The 26,538-nt window shown below is 31.3% G+C and carries 26 protein-coding genes; 20 read left to right on the top strand and 6 right to left on the bottom strand.

The features are described from left to right. Positions 1-3 precede the first annotated feature (3 nt). From HRU50_RS05650 to HRU50_RS05575, 16 genes are read left to right on the top strand one after another with little or no spacing between them, the layout of a single operon-like run. Positions 4-786: a glycosyltransferase family 2 protein gene (locus tag HRU50_RS05650; protein WP_296349045.1), complete on the top strand. Its 783-nt coding sequence runs from the start codon at positions 4-6 to the stop codon at positions 784-786. Next, on the top strand, positions 783-1,667 hold the full coding sequence (locus tag HRU50_RS05645) for a glycosyltransferase family A protein (protein ID WP_296349043.1): 885 nt from the start codon (positions 783-785) through the stop codon (positions 1,665-1,667). The genes HRU50_RS05650 and HRU50_RS05645 overlap by 4 nt, the downstream gene beginning before the upstream one ends. Further along, positions 1,664-2,599, top strand: a complete 936-nt coding sequence (locus HRU50_RS05640) for an NAD-dependent epimerase/dehydratase family protein (RefSeq protein WP_296349041.1) — start codon at positions 1,664-1,666, stop codon at positions 2,597-2,599. The genes HRU50_RS05645 and HRU50_RS05640 overlap by 4 nt, the downstream gene beginning before the upstream one ends. 5 nt (positions 2,600-2,604) lie before the next feature. Next, positions 2,605-3,327: a class I SAM-dependent methyltransferase gene (locus tag HRU50_RS05635; RefSeq protein ID WP_296349039.1), complete on the top strand. Its 723-nt coding sequence runs from the start codon at positions 2,605-2,607 to the stop codon at positions 3,325-3,327. A 12-nt stretch (positions 3,328-3,339) separates the two neighbouring features. Then, complete coding sequence (locus HRU50_RS05630) at positions 3,340-4,353, top strand: glycosyltransferase family A protein (protein WP_296349037.1); 1,014 nt, start codon at positions 3,340-3,342, stop codon at positions 4,351-4,353. A 2-nt stretch (positions 4,354-4,355) separates the two neighbouring features. Then, complete coding sequence (locus HRU50_RS05625; RefSeq protein WP_296349035.1) at positions 4,356-5,432, top strand: glycosyltransferase family 4 protein; 1,077 nt, start codon at positions 4,356-4,358, stop codon at positions 5,430-5,432. Between the two features lie 34 nt (positions 5,433-5,466). Then, a complete protein-coding gene (locus HRU50_RS05620; RefSeq protein WP_296349034.1) occupies positions 5,467-6,477 on the top strand; it encodes an N-acetylneuraminate synthase family protein in 1,011 nt (336 codons plus the stop codon). After that, entirely contained in the window at positions 6,474-7,631 is a 1,158-nt protein-coding gene (neuC, locus tag HRU50_RS05615; RefSeq protein ID WP_296349032.1) for a UDP-N-acetylglucosamine 2-epimerase, read from the top strand. The genes HRU50_RS05620 and neuC overlap by 4 nt, the downstream gene beginning before the upstream one ends. Continuing rightward, the gene (locus HRU50_RS05610) at positions 7,631-8,338 is read left to right on the top strand and encodes an acylneuraminate cytidylyltransferase family protein (RefSeq protein WP_296349030.1); all 708 of its coding nucleotides are present in this window, start codon (positions 7,631-7,633) and stop codon (positions 8,336-8,338) included. The genes neuC and HRU50_RS05610 overlap by 1 nt, the downstream gene beginning before the upstream one ends. 8 nt (positions 8,339-8,346) lie before the next feature. Then, positions 8,347-9,720, top strand: coding sequence for a hypothetical protein (locus HRU50_RS05605; RefSeq protein ID WP_296349028.1), 1,374 nt, complete (start codon positions 8,347-8,349; stop codon positions 9,718-9,720). 1 nt (position 9,721) lies between these two features. Continuing rightward, entirely contained in the window at positions 9,722-10,870 is a 1,149-nt protein-coding gene (locus HRU50_RS05600; protein WP_296349026.1) for a glycosyltransferase family 4 protein, read from the top strand. Beyond that, positions 10,867-11,982 (top strand): glycosyltransferase, encoded by a 1,116-nt coding sequence (locus HRU50_RS05595; RefSeq protein WP_296349025.1) that lies wholly within the window; start codon positions 10,867-10,869, stop codon positions 11,980-11,982. Before HRU50_RS05600 ends, HRU50_RS05595 begins: the two co-directional genes overlap by 4 nt. Next, positions 11,982-13,058, top strand: coding sequence for a glycosyltransferase (locus tag HRU50_RS05590; RefSeq protein WP_296349023.1), 1,077 nt, complete (start codon positions 11,982-11,984; stop codon positions 13,056-13,058). Before HRU50_RS05595 ends, HRU50_RS05590 begins: the two co-directional genes overlap by 1 nt. Positions 13,059-13,068: 10 nt before the next feature. Then, positions 13,069-14,424 (top strand): O-antigen ligase, encoded by a 1,356-nt coding sequence (locus HRU50_RS05585; RefSeq protein ID WP_296349022.1) that lies wholly within the window; start codon positions 13,069-13,071, stop codon positions 14,422-14,424. Further along, positions 14,378-15,385, top strand: a complete 1,008-nt coding sequence (locus HRU50_RS05580) for a glycosyltransferase family 4 protein (RefSeq protein ID WP_296349020.1) — start codon at positions 14,378-14,380, stop codon at positions 15,383-15,385. Before HRU50_RS05585 ends, HRU50_RS05580 begins: the two co-directional genes overlap by 47 nt. Before the next feature lie 54 nt (positions 15,386-15,439). Next, positions 15,440-16,834: an exopolysaccharide biosynthesis polyprenyl glycosylphosphotransferase gene (locus HRU50_RS05575; protein ID WP_296349019.1), complete on the top strand. Its 1,395-nt coding sequence runs from the start codon at positions 15,440-15,442 to the stop codon at positions 16,832-16,834. Between the two features lie 3 nt (positions 16,835-16,837). Here the strand turns inward: HRU50_RS05575 and HRU50_RS05570 are convergent, their stop codons facing one another. Next, positions 16,838-18,007: a DUF4105 domain-containing protein gene (locus HRU50_RS05570; RefSeq protein WP_296349017.1), complete on the bottom strand. Its 1,170-nt coding sequence runs from the start codon at positions 18,005-18,007 to the stop codon at positions 16,838-16,840. A gap of 9 nt (positions 18,008-18,016) precedes the next feature. After that, a complete protein-coding gene (locus HRU50_RS05565) occupies positions 18,017-19,087 on the bottom strand; it encodes a PorV/PorQ family protein (RefSeq protein ID WP_296349015.1) in 1,071 nt (356 codons plus the stop codon). 145 nt (positions 19,088-19,232) lie between these two features. On the opposite strand from HRU50_RS05565, the gene HRU50_RS05560 reads away from it, so the two are divergent. Genes HRU50_RS05560 through HRU50_RS05550 form a run of 3 tightly spaced genes read left to right on the top strand, consistent with a single transcriptional unit; the run spans position 19,233 to position 21,149 of the window. Then, positions 19,233-19,991 (top strand): CDP-alcohol phosphatidyltransferase family protein, encoded by a 759-nt coding sequence (locus HRU50_RS05560; RefSeq protein WP_296349013.1) that lies wholly within the window; start codon positions 19,233-19,235, stop codon positions 19,989-19,991. Positions 19,992-20,009: 18 nt separating this feature from the next. After that, positions 20,010-20,828, top strand: a complete 819-nt coding sequence (locus tag HRU50_RS05555; protein WP_296349011.1) for a tellurium resistance protein TerC — start codon at positions 20,010-20,012, stop codon at positions 20,826-20,828. Between the two features lie 12 nt (positions 20,829-20,840). Beyond that, a complete protein-coding gene (locus tag HRU50_RS05550) occupies positions 20,841-21,149 on the top strand; it encodes a hypothetical protein (RefSeq protein WP_296349009.1) in 309 nt (102 codons plus the stop codon). On the opposite strand, the gene lptB is transcribed toward HRU50_RS05550, so the two are convergent. The 4 genes from lptB to HRU50_RS05530 all read right to left on the bottom strand — a co-directional run bounded on the left by lptB (position 21,146) and on the right by HRU50_RS05530 (position 24,088). After that, the gene (gene lptB / locus HRU50_RS05545; protein WP_296349007.1) at positions 21,146-21,886 is read right to left on the bottom strand and encodes an LPS export ABC transporter ATP-binding protein; all 741 of its coding nucleotides are present in this window, start codon (positions 21,884-21,886) and stop codon (positions 21,146-21,148) included. The genes HRU50_RS05550 and lptB overlap by 4 nt on opposite strands. Positions 21,887-21,958: 72 nt before the next feature. Beyond that, the gene (locus tag HRU50_RS05540; RefSeq protein WP_296349005.1) at positions 21,959-22,306 is read right to left on the bottom strand and encodes a carboxymuconolactone decarboxylase family protein; all 348 of its coding nucleotides are present in this window, start codon (positions 22,304-22,306) and stop codon (positions 21,959-21,961) included. Continuing rightward, entirely contained in the window at positions 22,299-23,123 is an 825-nt protein-coding gene (gene tatC, locus HRU50_RS05535) for a twin-arginine translocase subunit TatC (RefSeq protein WP_296349003.1), read from the bottom strand. Before tatC ends, HRU50_RS05540 begins: the two co-directional genes overlap by 8 nt. Next, positions 23,123-24,088: a KpsF/GutQ family sugar-phosphate isomerase gene (locus tag HRU50_RS05530; protein WP_296349001.1), complete on the bottom strand. Its 966-nt coding sequence runs from the start codon at positions 24,086-24,088 to the stop codon at positions 23,123-23,125. The genes tatC and HRU50_RS05530 overlap by 1 nt, the downstream gene beginning before the upstream one ends. Before the next feature lie 221 nt (positions 24,089-24,309). Here HRU50_RS05530 and HRU50_RS05525 point away from each other — a divergent pair, with 221 nt between their 5' ends. Continuing rightward, positions 24,310-26,511 carry an ATP-dependent DNA helicase RecQ gene (locus HRU50_RS05525; RefSeq protein WP_296348998.1) on the top strand — a complete coding sequence of 734 codons (2,202 nt, stop codon included), beginning with the start codon at positions 24,310-24,312 and terminating at the stop codon, positions 26,509-26,511. Positions 26,512-26,538 lie beyond the last annotated feature (27 nt).

The following is a 26,538-nucleotide window of genomic DNA, read 5'->3' as shown; positions in this document are numbered from 1 at the left end:
TAGATGAATTATCCAAAAATTTCAATTATTACTATTAATTATAACAATGTTGATGGTTTAAAAAAAACGATTAATTCTGTTAAGGAACAGACCTATCAAGATATTGAGTTTATAATTATTGATGGTTTGTCTAATGATGGAAGTAAAACACTATTAGAAAAAGAAACTAAGAATATTTCCTTATGGCTAAGTGAGAAAGATAGTGGCATCTTTAATGCAATGAACAAAGGAATTACCCAAGCAACTGGTGATTATTTATTATTCCTTAATTCTGGTGATGTGTTTACCTCAGCAACAGTACTTAATAGTTTTGTAAATCATTCTAAATTTAAAGGAGATATTATCTATGGTGATTATAAGTTTGAAAAAGGAGAAAAAGAGTATCCAAATCAGTTAACACCAGAGTTTTTTATGCGTTCTTCATTACCACATCAAAGTACATTAATTAGTAAAAGGACTTTTCAAACTATTGGTAATTATGATGAGAATTATAAAATTATAGGTGACAGAGAACATTTTTTTAGAGCTTATTTAAGTAGAAAATTACAGTTCTCTCATATTCCTATTGCCTTATCATTATTTGATCTCTCAGGAAAAAGTAATGCGAAAGAATATAAGAGTCTAAAGCAAGAAGAAGATGAACACATGTTTAAGAAACACTTTGGGTTGTTTTATGAAGATTATTTAGAGTTTTTTAAACTAAAGAAAGCGTTAAGTATTGCCAAAGGACAAACTATCAATGGTGTTTTTAACCGAGCAATAAAAAAAATTAAACGATTATTTTGAATCCTTTAGTTTCTATAATTATACCTACATATAATCGTACAGATTATTTAAAGTTAACTTTAGAAAGTGTCATTAACCAAACATATCCTAATATTGAAATTATTGTAGTTGATGATGGTTCAACTAATGATAATAATAGGGTACTTTGCAACCAATATGCTAAGGTAAATTACTACATGATAAAAAATAGTGGTGGACCTGCGACTCCAAGAAATTATGGTTTTAAAAAGTCTAATGGACAATACATAGCATTTTTAGATGATGATGATTTGTGGCAACCAAATAAGTTAACAGAACAAGTTAAGATTTTAGAGAATAATCTAGAATTTGGTTTAGTACATTGTTATTGTGATGTTATTGATAAATACGGTAAACTAACAGGTAAGTCTATAGGACGACCAAAGCGTTTAGATGATAAACATGGAGATGTTAGATATAAAATGATTGGTAATTGGACACTAAAAATGCCAACACCATTAATAAGACGTTCTGTTGTTGATAGTATAGGATTATTTAATGTTAATATTCCATCTGCATTAGAAGATGTAGAATTTTGGACACGATGTAGTTTTTACACCAAATTCTACTATTTAGATAAGTCATTAGCATTGTATAGAGTCCATAAAGATAATATTTCGGCAACCAAGCAAAAGTATGTTGATTTGCCATTACACCTAAAGCAGATTATAGATAACGAAATAAAAAGTGAAAATATAAGCAAAACCGAATACAAAATCTTATTAAATAATATATGTAAGTCTCAAGCTAAACATATAAATATAAGCTGTTTAAAAACATTCTTAAATTTAAACAAGCTTAATCCATTTTGGATGATTAACTTTCGACTTTTAAAGGTTATTGTAAAAAGAGTAATCACATGATAGGAAGTACAATTCTAATTACAGGTGGAGCAGGAAATGTAGGAAGTGCTTTGGCTAGTAAATTAGTCCAAAACACCAATAATACGGTTGTTATAGTAGATAATTTAACAACAGGTAGAAAGCATAAAATTCCTAAGACAGAGAATGTTGTTTTTATAAAGGCAGATGTCAATAATTATAATGACATGGTTGCAATATTTGGTAGATATGATTTTAACTACGTATTTCATTATGCTGCAGTTGTAGGAGTTGCTCGTACTTTAGAAAATCCAATGTCTGTTTTAGAAGATATAGAAGGCATTAAAAATATCCTTAATTTATCTAAAAACACAGGAGTAAAACGTGTGTTTTATTCTAGCTCTTCAGAAGTTTATGGTGAGCCATTTGAGATTCCACAAAATGAACAAACTACGCCATTAAATTCTAGATTACCATATGCAATTGTAAAGAATGTTGGAGAAGCATTTTTTAGGTCATATTATGACGAATATGGTTTAGAGTATACCATTTTTAGATTTTTTAATACTTACGGTCCTAATCAAAGTGATGATTTTGTTGTACCTCGTTTTTTAAAAGCAGCAATTGCTAATGATCCACTTTACATTTATGGTGATGGAAGCCAGACAAGATCATTTTGCTATGTCGATGATAATGTAGATGCTTGCATAAAAGCTATGTACAGTAAAGAACATACCAATGAAGTACTAAATATTGGTAGTGATATAGAAATGACTATTTTGCAATTAGCGCAAAGTGTAATCAATCTAACTAACTCTCAATCTCAAATAGTACATTTACCTGCATTAAAAGAAGGCGATATGAAAAGACGATGTCCAGATAATACAAAGATGAAAGATTTACTAGGACGAGATTTAATAACATTAAAGCATGGATTAAACCAATTAATCTCTTTTTACAATAATCAACATTAGGTGTTATGTTGCATAAGAGGATCAAACAATTTATTAATTATAGGCGATATTTAGATAAAATTCATCGTAGTAATGATGATATATACGCTTTACAGATAATTCAAAAATTATTTGAAAATGGTACTTATTTACCGTTTACACCATTCTCATTAAACCCATATACTATTGTTCATGTTCTTAATGATATAATTTTAAATCAAAGAAAGCAGATTGTAGAATTTGGCTCAGGTATTTCTACAATTATTATAGCTCAATTTATAAAGGTTAATAATTTGGATACTAAAATATTAAGTATTGACCATAATAAAAATTGGCAAGAAATAGTAGTAAAAGAGGTTGGTAAATATTCAGCTACTGATGCACTTACTCTTCTTCATGCAGAAATTAAAAAAAATAAAAATCCAGATTTTTTATTTTATAACAATAATAGCTGGTATGAAAATGAAGTAATTGAGGCAGCAATAGAAAAACTAGAGGATATAGATTTAGTTGTTGTAGATGGTCCTAGTACCGCAGAGTCAATATATATGAGATATCCAGCGTTACCTAGTTTGAAAAAAAAATTAGCAAGTTCATTTTGCGTTTTTTTAGATGATATTAGAAGAATAGGTGAAAAAGAAATAGCAGAGCAGTGGAACAAACAATGTCAAGGACAATTAAAAATTGAAAAAATATATGCAACAATTAGCAAAGGTCATAACTTTTCAACCAAACCATTAAGTCATTAGAACTTATTAAATATGAGGATAGGAGCTAATCCAGAAAAAAAGAATAATCAGTTATCTGTAGAACACTATCATCGTGTAGTTATACCAGTTTACATTCCTAATTTAGAAGAAGATTATTTTAAAGATGGACTTGCAATATTAAAACTATGCATTCAGTCATTATTAAAGACCATTCACTCTAAGACAAAAGTTTCACTTATAGATAATGGTTGTTGTAATGAAGTTATAGAATATCTGCAAAGTCTGTATAAAGAACATGATTGTATTGACCAATTATTAAATTCTAAAATTAATTTAGGAAAGGTAAATGCTATATACTCGGCAGTAAAAAGTAATTTAGAACCACTAATTACCATTGCAGATGCAGATGTAATGTTTTTAGAAAATTGGCAATCAGAAGTAGAAAAAGTATTTGTTAATTTTCCTGAGGCTGGTATGGTATCACCTGTGCCAAGTAGTTTAGGTTACAGAAGTAAGTTTGTAAATAGTACTGTGTACTATGGGGTCTTTAAGGGTAAAATTAGGTTTGAAGATGTTGAAAGTCCAGATGGTCTTAAAAAATTTCAAGAAAGTATAGGTAGAGAAATGTATAAGACCATACATTTAGAAAAGTACCTTACTGTTTCAAACAGAAGAGATACAGCAGTAGTAGGTTGTGGACATTTTGTAGCAACACTAAGAGCAGAAGTGTTTAAAAGTGCACCATTAGAAGTATGTCAGCATAAAATTGTTGGCGGAAGTGAAAATTTATATTTTGATATTCCTAATGATGAAGCCGGATTTCTTCGTTTAGCAACAAAAAATAACTATGCGTATCATTTGGGTAATGCTTTTGAGCCTTGGATGAAAGAAAAAATGGCAGAAGTTATAAGTAGTTCTAGAAATAATGAAATACTAGAAAAACTTCCAGAAGCAAAATCTATGTCAAAATTGCAATACCATATAGGTAAGTTATTTCGGATTTTACTTTTTAAGAAATTTAAGAGTCAGTATTTCAAATTAAAAGGAATTAATGTTCCATATTAATAATGAAATTAGCTAGAGTTTTAGTTAGTAATAGAGCTTTACCATCTTCCAAAATTGGTAGTTGGACAACAAGAATGGAGAAGTTTATTGACAATAATCCCGATTTTTTTCTTCATATTTTGTCACCTACTGATGCTTTAAAATCTTCGTTATACTGTAAAAAGGGAAACTTTATTACATGGAAGAAATCACTTAGAAATATTCAACTTCTGCGTTGGGTATCTAAAGATTATATAAAAGCGCTTAAAAGACTATCAAAAACATTAGATAAATTAGTTATTGTTGTAATGGATGATCAGTATTTATTGCAATCGATCACCTTAATTAAAAGTAAATTAAAATGCGAAGTGGAGCTCGTCTTTTCGTTTCATGGTTTTAATCTTAATCTAGATGATAAAGTACTAAAATCAGTTGATAAAATTTTATGGTTATCTCAATTGGCACATAAAAAGAATAGACTTAATTATGAATCTTTTCCAAATTCAATAGTAGTTGGTAATGCAGTTGATTCTCAACTTTTTTATCCTTTAAGTTTTCAAGATTATAAATCTGCACGAAAGATAAAAGGTTATAAAGAAGATGAAGAGATCTTAATTTGGATGGCTAATGATAGACCAAAAAAAGGGTTTCATATTTTTAAAGAAATAACAAACCAGTTACTAAAACGTAATAAGGAAATAAAAATTATATTAATTGGAACGTCGCAAGTTATAAATCATCCAAATGTTTTTAATGTAGGGCGTATTCCAAATAACGAAGTCGCAAAATATTTACAGATTGGAAGTTATTATATGTTCACCACTTTGTACGAAGAAGGATTTGGACTTTCACTTATAGAAGCCTATAAATCAGGTAATGCTGTTATTACAACTAGCAAAGGTGCAATTCCAGAAGTATTGGCAGGATTAGATTATTCTTATCAAGTAGAAGACGAATACAATTTTGATTTATGGCTGAATAAGTTAGAACAAGCTAGAAAAGAAACAAGTTTTGGAAAATTAAAAATCACTGAAGAAAATGCTTCATCAGTATGGTCGTATGATGAATGGGAAGGTAAGTTTTATAACGCAATAGCATAAAATAACACTAATCTTTGTAATTTTAATAATAGAAATGAATAGTAAAAAACCCTATATAATTGCAGAAATAGCACAAGCCCATGATGGAAGTCTTGGTGTGCTTCATTCTTATATAGACGTGTTAGCTTCGACAGGAATAAATGCTATAAAATTTCAAATGCATATTGCTGAAGCAGAAAGTAGTGTGCACGAACCATTTAGGATTAATTTTTCTTATGAGGATAAAACAAGGTTTGATTATTGGAAACGTACAAGTTTTTCTTTTGAGCAATGGAAAGAGATAAAGCAACATTGTGATGAAGTTGGTTTAGACTTTATATGTTCTCCGTTTAGTAATTTAGCTGTAGAATGGCTAGAGAAACTAGATGTTAAGTATTATAAAATTGGTTCAGGAGAAGTAAATAATTTATTAATGCTTTCTAAAATAGCCAATACAGGAAAAGAAGTCATACTTTCTTCTGGGATGAGTTCATATTCTGAGTTAGATGAAACGGTAGACTTTTTAAAGAAAAGAGATGTTAAGTTTTCAATACTTCAATGCACAACATCATACCCTACATCTCCAGAAAATTTTGGTTTTAATGTTATAACTGAATTAAAAGAAAGATATGATGTTAGTATTGGATTTTCAGATCATTCTTCACATATATCAACTTGTATTGCAGCTACAGCATTAGGGGCTGAAATTTTAGAATTTCATGTAGTATTTCATAAAGAAATGTTTGGGCCAGATGCAAAGTCATCACTTACAATAGATGAAACTAAAGAATTAGTAAAGTCGGTTAGAAAAATTTCAACATCAATAGAGCATCCAGTAGATAAAACTGATAATACAAAATATACAGAATTAAAAAATATTTTTGAAAAATCCTTGGCTATAAATAAAGATTTAAAAGCAGGTTATACCATAACTTTTGATGATTTAGAAGCTAAAAAGCCAAAAGCACAAGGAATATCTGCCAATGAGTTTGAAGAAGTAATAGGTAAGACTTTAGCAGTTGATAAAAAGAAATGGGATTTTTTGAGTTATAATGATTTGGTATGAGTAAAAGGAAAATATGTGTTGTTATAACAGCAAGACCATCTTATAGTAGAATAAAAACAGTACTAAAAGCAATACAACATCATGCTAATCTTGAGTTGCAATTGGTAGTTGCAGGCTCGGCATTATTAGATAGATATGGCAATGCAATAAATTTTATAGAGAAAGATGGTTTTAAAATAGACGAAAAAGTTTTTATGGTTTTAGAAGGCGAAAATAAAACCGCCATGGCAAAAACCACAGGTTTGGGTGTTATGGAGCTTTCTAATGTGTTTTATAATCTAAAACCAGATGCTGTGATTACAATAGCAGATAGATTTGAGACTATTGCTACCAGCATAGCGGCAGCATATCAAAATATACCTTTAATTCATATTCAAGGTGGTGAAGTTACGGGTAATATTGATGAAAAAGTAAGACACGCTAATACTAAATTAGCAGATATACATTTGGTAGCTTCAGAAGATGCTAAGCAACGTATAATAAAAATGGGAGAAAATCCCGAGGTTGTTTTTAATACAGGTTGTCCATCAATTGATATCGCAAAGCATGTATTGTCTCAACCTCAATTAGATTTTAATCCTGTAGAAAAGTATGGTGGTGTAGGAGAAATAGAAGATTGGAAAAGTGGTTATGTTGTTGTAATGCAGCATCCTGTAACCAATGAATATAGCCAAGCTAAAGAAGATGTATTAAAAACATTAAATGCTATAAAGGAACTCGATGTTCCAACATTTTGGTTTTGGCCTAATGTAGATGCAGGTGCAGATGGTACTTCTAACGGAATTCGTTCGTTTAGAGAGTTAGAAAAACCTAGGAACATTAGATTTTTTAAGAATATGGAATCTAATGATTTTTTAAAGCTATTGTATAATTCTAAATGTTTAGTCGGAAACTCTAGTGTCGGTATAAGAGAATGTTCATTTTTAGGAGTGCCAGTTGTCAATATAGGTACAAGACAGAATAGAAGACTTAGAGGAAATAATGTAATCGATGTAGATTATAATAAAGAAGATATTATAAAAGCTATTCGTTCTCAAATGAACGCTAATTATATTAAAAGCGAACACATTTACGGTGATGGTAATTCTGGTGAAAAGATAGCAGATGTTTTAGCGAAAGTAGAACTTAAGTTTCATAAAACTATTAGTTATTAATGAAAATATTAGGTCTAATACCAGCTAGAGGTGGATCTAAAGGCCTACCAAGAAAGAATATTAAGTTATTAGATGGTAAACCTTTAATTCAATATACAATAGAAATAGCTCAACAGTCTAGTCTGCTTCACAGTGTTATTGTAAGTTCTGAGGATGAAGAGATTATAGAAGTGTCTAAATCTCTTGGCGCAGAAGTACCTTTTGTTAGACCAAGTGAATTGTCTTTAGATAACTCAACATCTTTATCTGTTGTTCAGCATACATTAAATTTTTATAAAGAAAGAGGAGAAGCTTTTGATGCTGTCTGTTTATTGCAAGTAACGTATCCATTTAGAGAGGTTCATTTTTTAGATGAAGCTATAGATAAATTCATTAAAGAAGATTCAGATTCTTTAATCTCTGTATCCAAAATACCGCATGTTTATAACCCGCATTGGGCTTTTGTGTCAAATAAAGATGGTTATCTAAATATTGCTACAGGAGATGAAGAAATTATAACTCGTAGACAAGATTTACCAGATGCTTATCATAGAAATGGAAGTATTTACATTACTAAGTCTAGTATTGTATTAGAAGAGAATTCTCTTTACGGTTCTAAGATGTCTTATATTGAATCACCAAATCAAGAAGATATAAATATTGATACAGAAGAAGATTGGAAATTAGCTGAAGAATATTTAGTCAATAGAAAAAAACTTTCCAAATAGAGTAAAGCTTGAAAAAGAAAAAAATAATATTTGTAGTACCTGACGGAACAGGAATAAGAAACTATTTATTCTCTGAACTAATCTCTTATTTACTCAAATCAAATACAGAATTACTCATTTATCATGTGCTTTCCAAAGATGCTATTACAGAAGTAGAACAATTGCATAATATTAAGTTAACTACCAAACAATTACCAAAGTATAGTGAGACTTTACAACAGAAATTTTTAAGAGAAAGTATTTGTTATGCAAGGTTATTATTTTACGTAAAGCTAGAAGATAATCCAACACTATTAGCCACTTGGAAGAAAACGCATACAGGTAAAAAGAAGTGGTTTTATAAACTAGTTGAATTCTATGGAATAATAAAGCATAAGAGTTATAGCAAGATATTAAAGCTCGAAGAGAAATATCAGAAGTCTATTGAAACAAGCATTGTTAATGAATTAGAGTTTTTAAAGCAATACAAACCAGATGCAATTTTTTGCACACATCAAAGAGCTATTAACGCAGTTCCGGTTTTTAAAGCAGCGGAAGTTTTAGGGATAAAAACTATAGGCGCAATATATTCTTGGGATAATTTACCAAAAGCCAGATTAGCAATAAAAACTAGTAAGTATTTGGTATGGTCAGAACATATGAAAAACGAATTTAAGAAGTATTATCCAGAGATTTCACAAGACAATGTAATTATTACAGGTACACCACAATTCAGTTTATATGAAAATGCAAACATACTAGAAAGAGTTACATTTTTTAAGCATAATAATTTAGACACAAACAGGTTTACCATTTGTTTTTCTGGTGATGATGTTCGCACATCACCTAACGATCCAAATTATTTAGAGCATTTGGCACAATCTATAAATTCTAGTGATTACAAAGACAAAGTTCAGATTGTGTTTAGAAGGAGTCCTGTAGATGTTTCTGGTAGATATGATGAAATTGTAAATAAATATGAACATTTAATTATTCCTATAGAGCCTGTATGGAGTAATACAAAAAAACAATGGACTCAGATATATCCAATTTATGATGATGTCAACTTATTAGCTAATATTTGCAAGCATTGCGATTTGGTAATTAATTTAGGTTCAACAATGGCGCATGATTTTACGTATTTTAATAATGCGTCTGCATATTTAAATTATGATGTAAAGCCAGCTGAAAATTGGTCTGTGAAAACAATTTACAAGTACCAGCACTTCAGGTCAATGCCTCATAAAGATGTTGTGTATTGGATTAACTCTAAAGAGGATTTTATTCCTTTAATAGAAAAGGTGATGCAAGATAATAGCTCTAAAGGCAAAGAGTGGTTTAAAGTTATAAACGATTCTTCTATAAATAGCTCAGAAGAAATTTCAAAATTATTAATTGAGTAGTATGCATATTTGCTTTATTACACACGAGTATCCAAAGGCAAACTATCCACATGGTGGAATAGGTACTTTTATACAGACATTTGCAAGAGCTTTGGTTAAGGAAGGACACAAAGTATCTATTGTTGGTGTAAATCAATATGACTTTATAGATGAAGTGTATAATGATGAAGGTGTAGATGTTTATAGATTAAAATTGAAAAAGATTAAATGGTTAACGTGGTTTTTTAATTTTAAATCACTCAATAAAAAAATTAAAGAATTGCATATAGCAAATTCAATTGATATTGTTGAAACTCCAGAATTAGGATTAGCTTTTATAAAGAAGATATCTGGTATAAAATATGTGATTAGGCTTCATGGTGGACACCATTTTTTTGCAGAATCAGAAGAAAGAGGTATTGATATATGGAAAGGTTTTCAGGAAAAAAGAGCCTTTAAAAAAGCAGATGGTTTTATAGCAGTTTCAGACTATGTGAAAAGTCATACTTCAAAGTATTTAAGCTATCATAACAAGCCTAATGCGAAGATAAATTACCCAATTAATTTAGATAGATTTCAACCAAAACCTGAGATAAAAGTTGATGATAATAAACTATTATTTGCAGGAACTGTATGTGAAAAGAAAGGTATACGTCAGTTAATCATTGCGATGAAAAAAGTCTTAGAAGTTTATCCAGAAACCATACTAGAAATATATGGTAGAGATTGGTTTTTTAAAGATGGACGTTCATACATTCAATATCTAAAAGATTATGTAATTCCTCAATTAGGTGAGTACAAAAATCATATAGTTTTTAAAGGTGTAGTATCTTTAGAAGAGCTTTCAGAGCAATATGCTTCGGCAAGAGTTTGTGTGTTTCCATCTTTAATGGAAACTCAAGGTTTAGTTGCGCCTGAAGCTATGGCAATGGAAAAAGTAGTGCTGTTTACCGAATTAGGTCCAGGTCCAGAAACTATAAATCATCAAGAAACAGGTTTGCTATGTAATCCGTACAATATAGATTCTATTTCTAGTAACATTTTGTGGGTATTAAATAATTCTGAAATTTGTATTGAAATAGCAAAAAACGGAAGAAAGTATGTAGAAAGTACCTTTAATCTGAATACGATAGTAGATAAAAACATAGCATTTTATAAATCATTAGGATGAAATTCCTCATAATTACACATGTAGAACATATTCAAAAAGAAGGAAAGTATTATGGTTATGAACCATACATACAAGAAATGAATTTGTGGCTAAAACATGTTGATGAGGTTGAAGTTGTAGCACCTTTAAAAAAAGGTGAATTGACCAAAATAGATGCTTGTTATGTACATTCTAATCTCAGATTCTCTAAAATTCCGATTATTCAGTTTACATCTTTTACACATGCTCTAAAATCACTTTTTAAGATACCAGTAATAAAGTGGAAGATTTTTGTAGCTTGTATGCGTGCAAACCATATACATTTAAGATGTCCAGGAAATATTGGTATGTTTGGTGCGTTTATTCAGATATGCTTTCCGTATAAGTTTAAAACAGCCAAATATGCTGGTAATTGGGATCCAAAAAGTAAACAACCTTTAAGCTATAGAATTCAGAAAAAGATATTGAGGAATACTTTTTTTACAAAGCGAATGCAAACTTTGGTTTATGGTAATTGGCCTAAGCAAACTAAAAATATAAAGTCATTTTTTACGGCATCATTTAATGCTTCAGAAGTTGAGAAATCCATTCAAAAAGATTTTACTTCAACGCTTCGTTTTGTGTTTGTAGGAAGTCTAGTAGAAGGAAAACAACCTTTAAAAGCGGTTCAAATTGTTGAACAATTGAACAAAAAAAGTATTGATTCTACTTTAGATCTTTATGGAGATGGCGTTTTAAGACAATCATTAAAAGATTATATTAAAGAGAATAATCTAGAAACCAGAATTCATCTCAAAGGCAATGTATCTAAAGATGATATTAAAAAAGCACTAAGAATAGCTCATTTTAGCATTTTATTATCTAAGAGCGAAGGTTGGCCAAAGGCTATAGCAGAAGCTATGTTTTATGGGGTTATTCCGGTAGCGAGCAAAGTGTCATGTGTGCCATGGATGCTTAATTATGGAGAACGAGGAGTTTTGGTAGACGATAATGAAGACATGTGTGTAAGCCAAATTATTAACACAATTGAAGAAAAGAATTTAAATAGAATATCAAAAGCTGCAAAAGATTGGTCTCAACAATATAATTTAGATTATTTTGAGGAAGAAATTCAAAAACTATTGGCGCATTAATGAAAGTATTACAGCTCATAGATACATTACAAGCTGGCGGATCTGAACGTTTAGCTGTAAACTATGCAAATGGTTTGTCCAAGCTTGGAGTTGAGTCTCATCTTTGCACTACAAGAGATGAAGGTTCATTGTTAGATGCGATAGATAATGCTATTGGTTATTTGTTTTTAAAGCGTGCATCTACTATAGATATAAAAGCAATTTTAAGATTGAGAAGATATGTAAAGTCCAATAATATAGATATCATACATGCGCATTCTTCATCGTATTTTATAGCTTCTTTAGTGAAGGTTTTAATACCAAGGGTAAAGGTTGTTTGGCACGATCATTATGGTAAAAGTGAGATGTTAGACCAAAGACCAAAGCGAGTATTAAGTCTTTGTTCGAGCTTTTTTTCATATGTGTTTAGTGTTAATAAAAATTTGAAAGAATGGTCTTTAAAGTACTTAAGATCTAACAACGTTGAGTATATAAAAAACTTTCCTGTATTAATTGAGAAAAAAGAAAGACTCACAATTTTAAAAGGAGAAGACGGAAAACGTTTATTATGTCTGGCTAATCTAAGAGATCAGAAGAATCATCTAATGCTGTTAGAGGCTTTTAAAAGGGTTAATATTGAATTCTCAGATTGGTCATTACATTGTGTTGGTAAAGATTTTAAAGATGAATATTCTAAGACATTTTTTAATAAAATAGAAGAGTTAAACCTTCAAGATAATGTGCATTTTTACGATAGTAAATCTGATGTGTTAAATATTATAAGTCAATGCCAAATAGGATTATTGTCCTCAAAATCTGAAGGTTTACCATTGGCATTGTTAGAATATGGCTTGGTAAAACTACCAGTAATAGTTACTGATGTAGGAGACTGTAAAAAGTTGGTTAGTGATAATTCTTTAGGTCAATTGGTTCAAAGTAATGATGTAGAAAAATTTGCCGACAGTATAAAGATGTTTATTTCAGATGAAGATTATAGATTATCTTGTGCAAAGAATTTTAATAAGAAAGTTTCCAAAAGCTATTCTGAAAAACGAATTTTATCAGACATATTAGAAATTTATAAATCCATTTTATAAGCGTTATATTTTGAAATTCAATTACCTAACTAAAATAGCGTTGCACATCGTTTTTGGGTTTTTGCTTTACTATGTTGGTTTTTTTCCACGTCTATTTTTCTTTGGAGTTATAGCATATTTTTTAGTCAACATAATAAAAGCATTACCTAATGAAAAAACTATTTCTGTAATTAGTGCATGTGCTTATATTGTTGGTGTTGAGGTTTTATTTAGAATGACGAAAGCTGGGATTTTTTATGAATCTTCAAAGTATTTGGTCATACTATTTATGGTTATGGGAATGATTTTTAGCGGTCTGTCTAACAGGTCTTATCCTTATTTATTGTATTTGTTTTTGCTTATCCCGTCTATAGTTGTGGCTTCAACCAATATAGGGTTAGATTCTAACTTAAGAAAGAATATTGCTTTCGTATTAAGTGGCCCAGTTTGCTTAGGGATCTCAGCACTCTTTTGTTATAATAAAAAAATTAATTCAAATCAACTCAATTCAATTCTACTCTATTTAGGTTTGCCCATAGTAAGTCTTACAACCTATCTGTTCTTATACACGGTTCGTTTAGAAGATATTTTTAGTGGAACACAATCTAATTTTGCGGCTTCTGGTGGTTTTGGCCCAAACCAAGTTTCAACAGTCCTTGGTATTGGTATGTTTGTATTTTGTGTTAACTTTTTTCTAAAGTCAAAGAGTATGCTAGTACAAGTCGTAAATATTATGATTTTTGCTGCTATAAGCTACAGAGGTATAATTACGTTTAGTCGTGGTGGTATTTTTACTGCCATTTTAATGATTCTGGCTTTTTTGACTATTTATTATTTTAAATCAAATTACAGAAATAGAAGAATAGTTAGTATTTCATTGGTATTATTACTATTAGTCTCTGTAGCAACTTGGGTTGTAAGTTCTAGCCAAACGAGTGGGTTGATTGATAAACGTTATGCAAATCAGGATGCAAAAGGCAGAGAGAAAGAAGATATTTCCGCAGGGAGAGTTGAAATTTTTATTGGTGAACTAGAGGGTTTTATAGATAATCCATTTTTAGGTGTTGGGGCTAGTGGGATGAAAGAACAGAGATTGCAGAACTCAGGTGAGGTTGTCGCTACGCATAATGAGTTAAGTAGGATTTTATCCGAACATGGAATTTTAGGTGTAATTATTTTAGTGATTTTATTCTTTGCACCTCTTTTTTACAGAGCAAATAATACTCGAAATATCTTGTTTTATGCCTTTTTAATTTTTTGGTTTGCAACTATTAACCATTCGGCAATGCGTATTGCTGCCCCAGGATTTATTTATGCTTTGGCCTTATTGAATATAACTTATGAAAAACGTTCTGTACATAGGAAACGCCTTATCGAGCACAGGTAAAACCATTACAACTATAGAGACCTTAGGTGAACGGTTAGGTGAGTTTTGTTCAATTAAGATAGCATCTCAAAAGTCTAATAAAGTTTTAAGGTTATTAGATATGGTGTGGCTGGTTTTTAAAAATATAACTCATACAGATTATGTGTTAATAGATACCTACAGTACTTTTAATTTTTATTATGCATACATTATAAGTCAGTTGTGTAGGTTTTTGGAACTTAAATATATTCCGATTTTACATGGTGGTAATCTAGAGTCGCGTTTAAAAAACAATCCTAAGATGAGTGCTTCAGTTTTTAAGAATGCCTACAAATTAGTAGCACCTTCAAACTTTTTAAAATCTACATTTGAAGACTTTGGTTATAAAGAAGTTTTATACATATCTAATTTTATAGAAATTGAAAAATATCCCTTTTCTAATCGTTCTATAGACCAGATTAAATTGTTATGGGTAAGGTCATTCTCTTCAATTTATAATCCAAAACTAGCCGTATCAGTATTAAAAAGTTTATTGAATCAAGGTTACAAAGCTTCTTTAACTATGGTTGGACCAGAAGTTGATGGCTCATTACAAGAAACTAAAAAGTATGCCAAGGAAAATGGGGTAGAAGTTAATTTTACAGGGAAACTATCTAAAGAAGAATGGATTGAGTTGTCTCATACTCATAATGTTTTTATTAATACTACAAACTTTGATAACACTCCTGTTAGTATTATAGAAGCGATGGCTTTAGGGTTGCCAATTGTCAGCACAGATGTTGGTGGTATTCCATTTTTAGTATCTCAAAATGAAGAAGCTTTACTTGTGTCGCCTAATGCTGTAAATGAATTGGTTTCAGAAATTATAAAACTTCAAGAAAATAAGTCACTACGAGAAAAACTGATAAACAATTCGAGAAAAAAAGCAGAAAATTTTGATTGGAATGTTGTTAAACCAAAATGGGAATCTCTTCTAAGATAAAATTTAGTTAAAAGCTAAAGTCTTTTTATATTTACGCAAACCCATCCCTTACTAATGCGACATAAAAAAGGTATTCACTTTGAGGTATCTGAACGAAAGGTACTTCTAAGGTCTTTAGACTTATTAATGGTCTTCTTAGGACTTTACGCCTTAAATTTATTCTTAGATTTCGATTATATCATATTAAGCAAAGAAAATGCTGTCCCCTTACTTTTATTGTTTGTGTATTTTACCGTTTTCGGAACCGTATTTGAGCTGTATGATTTACAACAAGCAAGTAAGTTAGATACAACCTTTAGAAACATTGTTCTAACTACCTCAACAGTGGTGTTGTTTTATTTGTTTACACCATTTTTGTCACCAGTATTACCAGAACAAAGAATCCAAATCTTATTTTTCTATCTATCATTAATAGTGTCCTTGCTGCTTTGGCGTATTATATACACACAGCTTATAGAATCTGCAAGATTTTATAAAAGAATATTACTAGTTGCTGAAGTTTCTAATGTAGAGAGTTTAATTGAAGCGCTTGGTAAGAAAGATCCAAATCATAAAATCGTAGGTTTTATTAATAGCGAAGAGGTTGATGACGATGCCATAAAATTTAAAGGTTTAAAAGAGTTTGAAGCCGAAGAGTTCCTTAATGTCATTGAAGAAGAAAGAATATCTGAGATTATTGTAGCTAATATAAATGCGGAATCTATTATAACTGAGATTTATCATGATTTGATTTTACTAATGGAAAGAGGATTTAAGATACGAGATTACACACAGGTGTATGAAGAGCTTTTAAAACGTGTACCAGTACAATTTGTAGGAAAAGATTTTTATAAGTATTTCCCATTTAGTCGCTATACCGAAAACAAGCTTTACATTTTTTTTCACAGGACTTTTGACATTATTTCTGCAGTTATTGGTTTAACTTTTGGCTTACTTGTGTCTCCATTAATATTAATTGGGAATTTAATAGGAAATAGAGGTCCTTTATTCTACACCCAAGAACGCGTTGGTAGAAATGGAAAAAAGATTAAAATAGTGAAGCTCAGAACAATGGTGGTTAATGCCGAAGTTGATGGTATTAAATGGGCAACAAAAGGTGACAAGCGGATAACTGCTTTTGGCAATTTTTTGAGACGCACACGTTTAGATGAAATTCCCCAATTTTATAATGTCTTAAAAGGTGAGATGAGTGTGATTGGCCCTCGACCAGAACGACCATTTTTTGTGAATGAGCTATCCAGAATTATCCCTTTTTACGAAACTAGGCATGTTATTAAACCTGGTTTAACAGGATGGGCACAAGTTAATACGAGATACGGTTCTTCAATTGATGATAGTCTTACAAAATTACAATACGATTTGTACTACATTAAGCATCGTAGTGTTTTTCTAGATTTTAATATCTGTTTAAAAACCTTAAGTACAATCTTGTATTATCGTGGACAGTAAAAATTAGCTTTTTTCAAATGTAGAAATCAGGTAAACGTACCTCACTACTAAAGCCAATAAAACCGGTATAAGGGTAATTGCAAAAACTTGTACACCAAGAATCCAATGCATGGTCATTAAACACAACATGATTATTAAAAACTTTAGATATGGTTTAACCCATTTTTTTGCTTTAGGTTTGAAGACCTGGGTTAGTAAAATTAAATTAAAAGGAAAAGCCCATAACAAATTATAGTTGTACGCGGTCGCTGTATGATCTGTTGCAAACCATAATAATACAAGTACAAGTCCAACAAGTCCAGTTAAACTAAATATTATTATATCTAACCATTTACTTCTTTGTTTCTTTTTGAAATCTCTGTAAGTGATATAAATGATTAAAACTGAAAATAACCCCAATATCAAAATTGGACTAAACAAAAAATTAGGGCTTTTGTCGGTGCTTCGGCTCTGATATAATATGGCAGAACTTTTTACTAATTTTTCTGAGTTGTTGAAATCTGCATTTTCAAATGAACTAGAAATATACTTTGGTAAAAACATGTACTCATATAGTGTTGCTTCCTTGTCAATAACAGAGCCAAGCGCAATATCAATACCAAAGCTTCCCCAAGTGTTTTTATCTACATGCTCATAAATTAAGTCTCTAAAGGTTTTACCTTGAGTGCTATTGTCAAAGTTATAATTTACTTTATTATCTGAGTTTATTTGAACTACATCTCTGATTCTTGTTGCGCAGTTGTCAAAAAAGAAATCGTATAAGTAACCGCGGTTTTCAGGTCTGTAGTTATGCTCTAAATAATTAAATAGTTTTTGTTTTTCTGTAACTGATAGGTTTAGAACTTGTTCTTCAATAGTTCTATCATAACTAGAATAATGATAATAAATGTTAGGGTACTTATGTTTGCTTATGAGATAGTTGAGTTTTCCTCTTGCAAATTTCAGATAAAAGTTAGGTGCGTCAAAATCATATTGACCATAACCATAAACAAAATCAATTCTGTTAGTACGATCTTTAATTCTAAAGGCGTTATGGCCAAAGGCATCGTTAAGAGATGTGCCAGGGCCAAAAGTTAAAACAGAGATTTCTGCTTGTTCTGATAAAGTTATACTTTGCGCCTTTACCATGCACACAGTAAAGAAAGCAATAAGAAGTGATACGTTAAGTTTCATATTTTAGAATTATCTAAAAATACTAAAATCTACTTTTAGTGAAAATACATTAGAGTAAAGTGCTGCACTCTGATCACCAATATCCGTAAACGCATAATCTATTTGAACTCCTTTGTATTTAAAACCAACACCAAAGTTTGGCTGAAAAGTGATATTTTCAGAATTATCTATTTGTAATTCATTCTGAAAATTACCAAGCCCACCTCTTAAAAAGACAAGATCTGTATAGCCAAATTCAAATCCTACTGCAGGATTTATACTTGCAAAAGAGGTAGAAATAATATCGTTATTTTGTTCGAACCTAACATTTAGGTTAGCAGCCGCTAATAAAGAATAGTCGTAGTTAAAAATCCACCTTTTCGACATACCAATTTCTAACTTTGGTATAGTGATTTCAGTAGTTTCAGGAAGCTCTTGATTTTGACCATCTACGGCACCACTTATTTGTTCAAATTTATCTTCGTTAATAGACCAAGCATTGTATGTAGTGGTGATATCTCTTGCCATAATACCAAACTTCCAGTCGTCTTTATTTTCAAACTGAATACCAGCATCTAAGCCAAATCCCCACGACGATGCAAAATCTCCTATAAGACGTCTTATCACTTTAGCGTTTACGCCAAAAGTCAGACCATCTAAAGGCAAATCTCTAGCATATGAAAATGTGAGTCCATAATCAGCGGTAGAAAACGTGCTTATACGATCGTAATTGATGTTTCCTTGGTCGTCAATAAGTTGAGTGGTGTCTAAAATGTCATCAACTCCAAATCTTATAATAGATATACCTACAGCACTTTTTTTATCGATTGGCATACCAAAAGCAATGTAGTTATAATTAGCAATGTTAGCGAAGTAACTAGAATGCATTAAGGCAAGTTGTTTATCCTCAAGATGAATTAATCCTGCAGGATTCCAATAACCTGAATTTACATCATTGGTGTGAGACACTACAGCATTACTCATACCTAAGGCAGCCGCATCAACACCAATATTCATAAATTCGTTTGAATATTTTCTTGTTGTTTGAGCGCTAGATATAATTGTAGCAAGAAATAATAAGACTACAAGGTAATTTTTCAATAGCAAATTTTTTTACAAAGATGCACAATATTTTTTTTATACTTAACTTAGAAATGTCCTTATTATTGTCCTATTTCAAGGTATTTGAACAATTATTTTAAGTGTAACTCAAATACTTTATTATTTTTACGGAAACTAACTAATCATGAGCATTAAACGACATATCCCTAATGTTGTTACTTTACTGAATTTATTTTCAGGTTGTATTGCAGTTGTTTTTGCTGTTCATAACAATTTCATTGTTGCTGCTTTCTTTGTTTTTTTAGGTATATTCTTCGATTTTTTTGATGGTCTTTTAGCTAGGAAACTAAATGTACAAAGTCCATTAGGAATTCAATTAGATTCGTTGGCCGATTTGGTTACTAGTGGAGTAGTGCCAGGCATTATAATGTTTCAATTGTTGTCACTCACAGTAGATGCACCAAAGTATAATGATTATTCAGATACTTGGAATTCTGTTTTTCATTGGCAAGGATTTAAATTATCAGTTGTACCTTTAATTGGACTTTTAATTCCTTTAGCTTCTGCTTTAAGATTAGCTAAGTTCAATTTAGATGAAGATCAACAAACTTATTTTAAAGGGTTACCAGTTCCTGCAAATACGCTGTTAATTATATCATTGCCATTAATTTTAGAGTACCAGAATAGTGATTTGATGAATACCATTATTATTAATAAATGGTTTCTAATTGCATTGACATTATTGAGTTGCTACTTACTGAATTCTAACATCAAATTATTTGCGTTAAAATTTAAAGATTGGGGTTTTAAAAACAATGCGGTGAGATATCTATTTATGCTATTAAGCATTGTGACATTAATTGTTTTTCAATTTGCAGCGATTCCTCTTATCATGACTTTATATATCATATTATCAATTCTAGATAGAAAAAACATCAACTAAATCACCAAATTATAAGCTATGGCTGAAGCTATTTTTACCTTAATTATGCTTGTGATGTTACAGGCAGTGCTGGGTTTTGACAACTTGTTATACATTTCATTAGAGTCTAAAAAAGCACCTGAAAATGAGCGTAAGCGTGTGCGTAAAATGGGTATTTTTATTGCTATAGGATTAAGAATTGTATTGTTATTTCTTCTAGTTTCATTGATTGATTTTTTTCAAGAACCATTTTCTTTTCTAACTGGTCATATTGATGATGTGCTTGACTTTGCGTTTAATGGTCACAGTATAATTGTATTACTCGGTGGTGGTTTTATAATTTACACAGCCTTAAAAGAAATTTGGCACATGATTTCTACTAAGGATTTAGAAGTTGATGTTGAATCCGATGAGAAATCTAGTAGAAGCAAAACTGCAAATGCAGCTATATTTAGTATTGTGATAATGAATTTAGTCTTTTCATTTGATTCTATTTTAGCCGCGATAGGACTCACAAGTGATATAGAAAATGAAACGACCGCATTTATTGTTATGGCAATTGCAATTGTAATTAGCGGATTATTAATGTTACTGCTAGCTGATAGAATTTCAGTGTTTCTAGCTAAAAATAGAATGTATGAAGTACTTGGTCTATTTATTTTATTTATTGTTGGAATAATGTTGGTGACAGAAGGTGGACATTTAGCACATTTAAGGATTTTTGGTAATGAAATTACTCCTATGAGCAAAACAACCTTTTATTTCGTTATTGCTGTCTTAGTAATAGTAGATATTGTACAAGGACGATATCAGAAAAAATTGATTAAAGAAGAAGAGATTAACGGTGCGAGCCTTTAAAAACATATAGCCATGAGAAGAAGAACTAAAAGAAAGCTAAAAGAGTTTTTTAAAATCTTTTTTCAATTATTAATAATACATGCTGCAATTGTTGCTGCGGAATTGTTTCTGGGTGATTCAGGTATATCCGATATTACTTCAACTTTAATTGCAATTATCAGTATTCCATTAAGTTTAGTTAATAAAAATCTTCCTTTTTATACTGGTGAAGGTGTTTTAATTACGGCGATCTATGGTGGTCTAAATTTGATGATTCAAACCGTAATTGTTTATGGTGTAAAAAGAGTTTTTAAAAGATTAAAAAAACAAGACTCGTTTTAAAATTCTAGCTTTTTCTTTCTGAGCTCAAAGTTTTGACCTAGGTATACCTTACGTACCATTTCATCGCTTGCTAATTCTTCAGGCTTACCTGCTTTAAGAATTCCTCCTTCAAACATTAGATATGTTCTGTCTGTAATAGCGAGTGTTTCTTGTACGTTATGATCTGTGATGAGAATTCCAATATTTTTTTTAGTTAACTTAGCTACAATACGCTGAATGTCCTCAACGGCCACAGGATCTACACCAGCAAATGGTTCATCTAATAGGATAAAATTAGGATCCGTGGCTAAAGCTCGCGCAATCTCTGTTCTTCGGCGCTCACCACCAGAAAGTAGATCTCCTCTATTTGTTCTTATATGACCAAGACCAAATTCTTCTATCAGAGATTCCATTTTTTCGTGCTGTTCTTTTTTACTCAATTGGGTAAGTTGCAAAACACTAAGAATATTATCCTCGATGCTTAATTTTCTAAAAACAGAAGCCTCTTGTGCTAAGTAACCAATACCATTTTGTGCGCGCTTATACATCGGGAACTTGGTAATGTTTGTATTATCTAAATAAATGTTTCCACCATTAGGTTTTATAATACCAACAATCATATAGAAAGATGTCGTTTTTCCGGCACCATTAGGACCAAGTAAACCTACAATTTCCCCTTGATTAACTTCTAGTGATACATCCTTTACAACCTTTCGGCCGCTGTATGACTTCATTAAATTTTCTGCGCGTAGCTTCATAGTATCGTTTGTAACGCTAAAAATAGCAAAATCATATCTATTAGATAGATTTAGCTTTCTTTTATAAAAAGTTTAACCTTGGTTTTCAATTGCCTCCCAATATTCGTGGGCTCTTCTTAGGTGAGGTATAACAATAGTACCACCAATAAGGGTAGCAATACCAAGTGCTTCACTGACTTCAGCTTTTGTAACACCTTCTTTATGAGAAGATTCTAAATGGTATTTTACACAATCATCACATCGTAATACAGTAGAGGCTACTAACCCTAAAAGTTCTTTAGTTTTTTTATCTAAAGCACCTTCAGCAAATGCATTGGTATCTAGGTTAAAGATGCGTTTAACTATTTTATTATTGTCCGCTAAAATTTTATCATTCATTTTAGTGCGGTACTCATTAAATTCTTTTACTGGATCAGACATTTTTTCTTTTTCTTTTTTGATTTCGTACAACAATAGCAGATATGTATATACTTACTTGATATAATATTAATATTGGAATAGCAACTATCACTTGACTCGCAATATCTGGAGGTGTAATTATTGCCGACAGAATTAATACAATAACTAGTGCATATTTTCTGTATTTTCTTAAAAATTGCGGAGTAACAAGTCCAACTTTAGTTAAAAAATAAATGATTATTGGCAGCTCAAATACAAATCCTGAAGCAAGCGATGATGATCTTACCAAAGCAATTACAGAGCTAATATCAAATTCGTTAGATATTTTATCGGCTACTTGATAATTTGCGAGGAAGTTTAAAGACAATGGTGTAACTATATAATAACCAAATAATACACCGAGGAAAAATAAGAATGAAGCAACAATCAAAAAGCCTCTTGAATTCTTTCTTTCGTTAGATCTTAATCCTGGGCTAATAAAGCTCCAAAGTTGATACAAAACATAAGGAAATGCAATGATGAAGCCAGCATAAATAGATGTCCAAATGTGCGCTGAAAATTGACCAGCAACTGTCCTATTCTGAATAATAAACGGCAGTTCATCGGCACAAAAGGTGGTGTCATTCATTCCTATCAGTTCTGACATTTTACAAAGCCACTTATACGTTGGGAAACTCATCTCGGTTGGCCCGAAAATAATGACATTGAATATGAACTTATAAAAGAAACCTGCGATTGAAGCAGCAATAACAATGCCTAAAGTTGCTCTAATTAAGTGCCATCTTAAATCTTCAAGATGGTCTAAAAATGACATTTCGTCTACATTTTTCTTTGCCATTATATAATGCCTTCTTTGATTAGGTCATGTAAGTGAACTACGCCAGCGTAATTACCATTGTGTTCAACAAGTAATTGAGAAATACCATGCTCTTCCATAACTTCTTTTGCATCCACAGCCATAGCATCTTCTTGTATACGACGTGGATCTTTACTCATAATGTCTTTGGCTTTTAAATTAGAGAAATCAGAATTCTTACTTAGCATGCGCCTTAAATCACCGTCAGTTATGATACCAATAATTTTATCATCTTCTACAACAGCTGTAACACCAAGCATTTTTTCGGATATTTCAACGATGACTTCTTGTATGTTAGCCTCTAATCCCACTTTTGGCTTTTGATTTTGTGATGATAAATCGTTGACTCTAAGATATAATCGTTTACCTAAGGATCCGCCAGGATGATATTTAGCAAAATCCCTACTCGAGAAACCTCTAAGTTCTAACAGACAAACTGCTAAGGCATCTCCCATTACAAGTTGAGCCGTGGTACTTGTGGTAGGTGCAAGGTTATTAGGACACGCTTCTTGGGCAACATAGACATTAAGTACATAATCAGCTTGCTGACCTAAAAACGATTCCTTGTTGCTTGTGATCGCAATCATTTTATTCTTGGCGTTTTTAATTAACGGTACAAGCACTTTTATTTCAGGTGTATTACCACTTTTTGAAATACAAATGACTATATCATCTTCTAAAATAAGACCTAAATCACCATGAATGGCATCTGCCGCGTGCATAAAAACTGAAGGTGTGCCTGTTGAGTTTAAAGTAGCTACAATTTTGTTGGCAATTATGGCACTTTTACCAATTCCAGTAATTATAACTCTACCTTTAGAATTATAAATTAATTCCACCGCTTCTACAAAATCTTCTGTAAGTAAATTCGCCAAATTAGAAATAGCTTCGCTTTCTAAATTTATGGTGCTTTTTGCAGTGTTTAAAATGGATGACTTAGGATTCAAAACTAAATTTTTATTACTTTTTTTAGAATTAAAGAAATTGTTATCTTTAGGTTATTGCAAAAGTACACGATTTTTTTTCAATAGTAAATTTCAAACTCATATTGAATCAAAAATTGTCTATAAATATAATGGCTATTGAAGCAAACTAAATTTTGTATTTTCAACGACCAAAATTTAGTTTCTTACAGAACAAAATTTTTACAAATACCAAAAAGGGATTAATGAGTATTGAAGATATTGACTTACACTCCGCATTAAAGAAGTACTTCGGTTTTTCTGGATTTAAAGGACTTCAAGAAGAAGTCATACAAAATGTGGTTGCTGGCAATAATACATTTGTGATTATGCCAACTGGTGGTGGAAAATCGTTATGTTATCAACTTCCGGCATTAATAAAAGAAGGAACAGCAATTGTTGTATCACCACTAATTGCTTTAATGAAGAATCAGGTAGATGCGATACGTGCGGTTTCTGAGCATCAAGGTGTGGCGCATGTACTTAACTCATCACTAAATAAGACAGAAGTAAAACGTGTTAAGGATGATATAACAAATGGTGTAACCAAATTATTATATGTCGCACCCGAATCTTTAACTAAAGAAGAGTATGTTGACTTTTTGAGAACAGTTAAAATTTCTTTTATGGCTGTTGACGAGGCACACTGTATTAGTGAATGGGGACACGATTTTAGGCCAGAATACAGAAACCTTAGACTCATCATTAAACGTATTGGTGATAATATTCCAATAGTGGGTTTAACAGCAACAGCAACACCAAAAGTACAAGAGGATATTTTAAAGAGTTTAGGAATGACTGATGCGGTGACTTTTAAAGCCTCATTTAACAGACCAAACTTGTACTACGAAGTACGACCAAAAACTAAAAATGTAGATGCAGATATTATACGTTTTATAAAGCAAAATGAAGGTAAATCTGGCATTGTGTATTGTCTCAGTCGAAAACGTGTTGAAGAATTAGCACAAGTGCTTCAAGTTAATGGTATCAAGGCTGTGCCTTATCACGCTGGTTTAGATGCTAAAACAAGAGTAAAGCATCAAGATATGTTCTTAATGGAAGATACAGATGTTGTTGTTGCAACGATAGCATTTGGTATGGGAATTGACAAACCAGATGTGCGTTTTGTAATTCATCATGATATCCCTAAAAGTATAGAAAGTTATTATCAAGAAACTGGTAGAGCAGGCAGAGATGGAGGAGAAGGTCATTGTTTAGCATACTACGCTTATAAAGATATTGAGAAGTTAGAGAAGTTTATGTCTGGTAAACCCGTTGCTGAGCAAGAAGTTGGTCATGCTTTATTACAAGAAGTTGTTGCTTTTGCAGAGACTTCGGTATCTCGTCGTAAATTTATTCTTCATTATTTTGGAGAAGAATTTGATAACGAAACTGGTGAAGGTGGCGATATGGACGATAATGTTCGTAATCCCAAAAAGCAAACCGAAGCTAAAGATGAGGTTAAAATTCTTTTAGATACAGTTAAGAACACAAACGAAAAGTATAAACCCAAAGATTTAGTACAAGTAATCATTGGTAAGGCTAATGCTTTAATTTCTTCACATAAAACGGATACACAACCTTTTTTTGGAATTGGTAAAGCTAAAGACGACCGTTTTTGGATGGCTTTAATCCGTCAGGTTATTGTTGCAGATCTACTGAAGAAAGATATCGAAACTTATGGTGTTCTTAGGCTAAGTGATGAAGGAAAAGCTTTTATTGATACACCTGAATCTTTTATGATGGCAGAAGACCATGTGTATGATGAAGCCTCTAATGATGGTATTATTACTAACGGAAAAGGTGGCGGTGCTGCGGCAGATGAAAAGCTCATGACAATGCTTAAGGATTTGAGAAAGCGCAATGCTAAAAAACTCGGTGTGCCACCATTTGTGATTTTTCAAGACCCATCATTAGAAGATATGGCTTTAAAATATCCTATTACCATTGAGGAAATGAACAATGTACATGGTGTTGGTGAAAGTAAGGCTAAAAAATATGGTAAAGACTTCGTGGCTTTAATTGCAGAGTATGTGGAAGAAAATGATATTATGCGGCCGGACGATATGGTTGTAAAATCAACAGGTTCTAATTCTGCTTTAAAGTTATATATCATACAAAATGTAGATAGAAAATTACCTCTAGATGATATTGCTTCAGCAAAAGGTATGGAAATGACAGATTTTATTTCTGAAATGGAATCTATTGTCTATTCTGGGACCAAGCTAAATATTAGTTATTGGATTGACGAAATTTTAGACGAAGACCAGCAAGAAGAAATCCATGACTACTTTATGGAATCTGAAAGCGATAAAATCTCTGATGCTATCGATGAATTTGATGGTGACTATGAGGACGAAGAACTACGCTTATATCGTATAAAATTTATTAGTGAGGTTGCTAATTAATTATATCGACAATACTTATTTGGACAT

This window comes from Winogradskyella sp. (assembly GCF_013213835.1).
Lineage (GTDB): Bacteria > Bacteroidota > Bacteroidia > Flavobacteriales > Flavobacteriaceae > Winogradskyella.
This window is presented reverse-complemented; position numbering and strand designations above follow the sequence as displayed.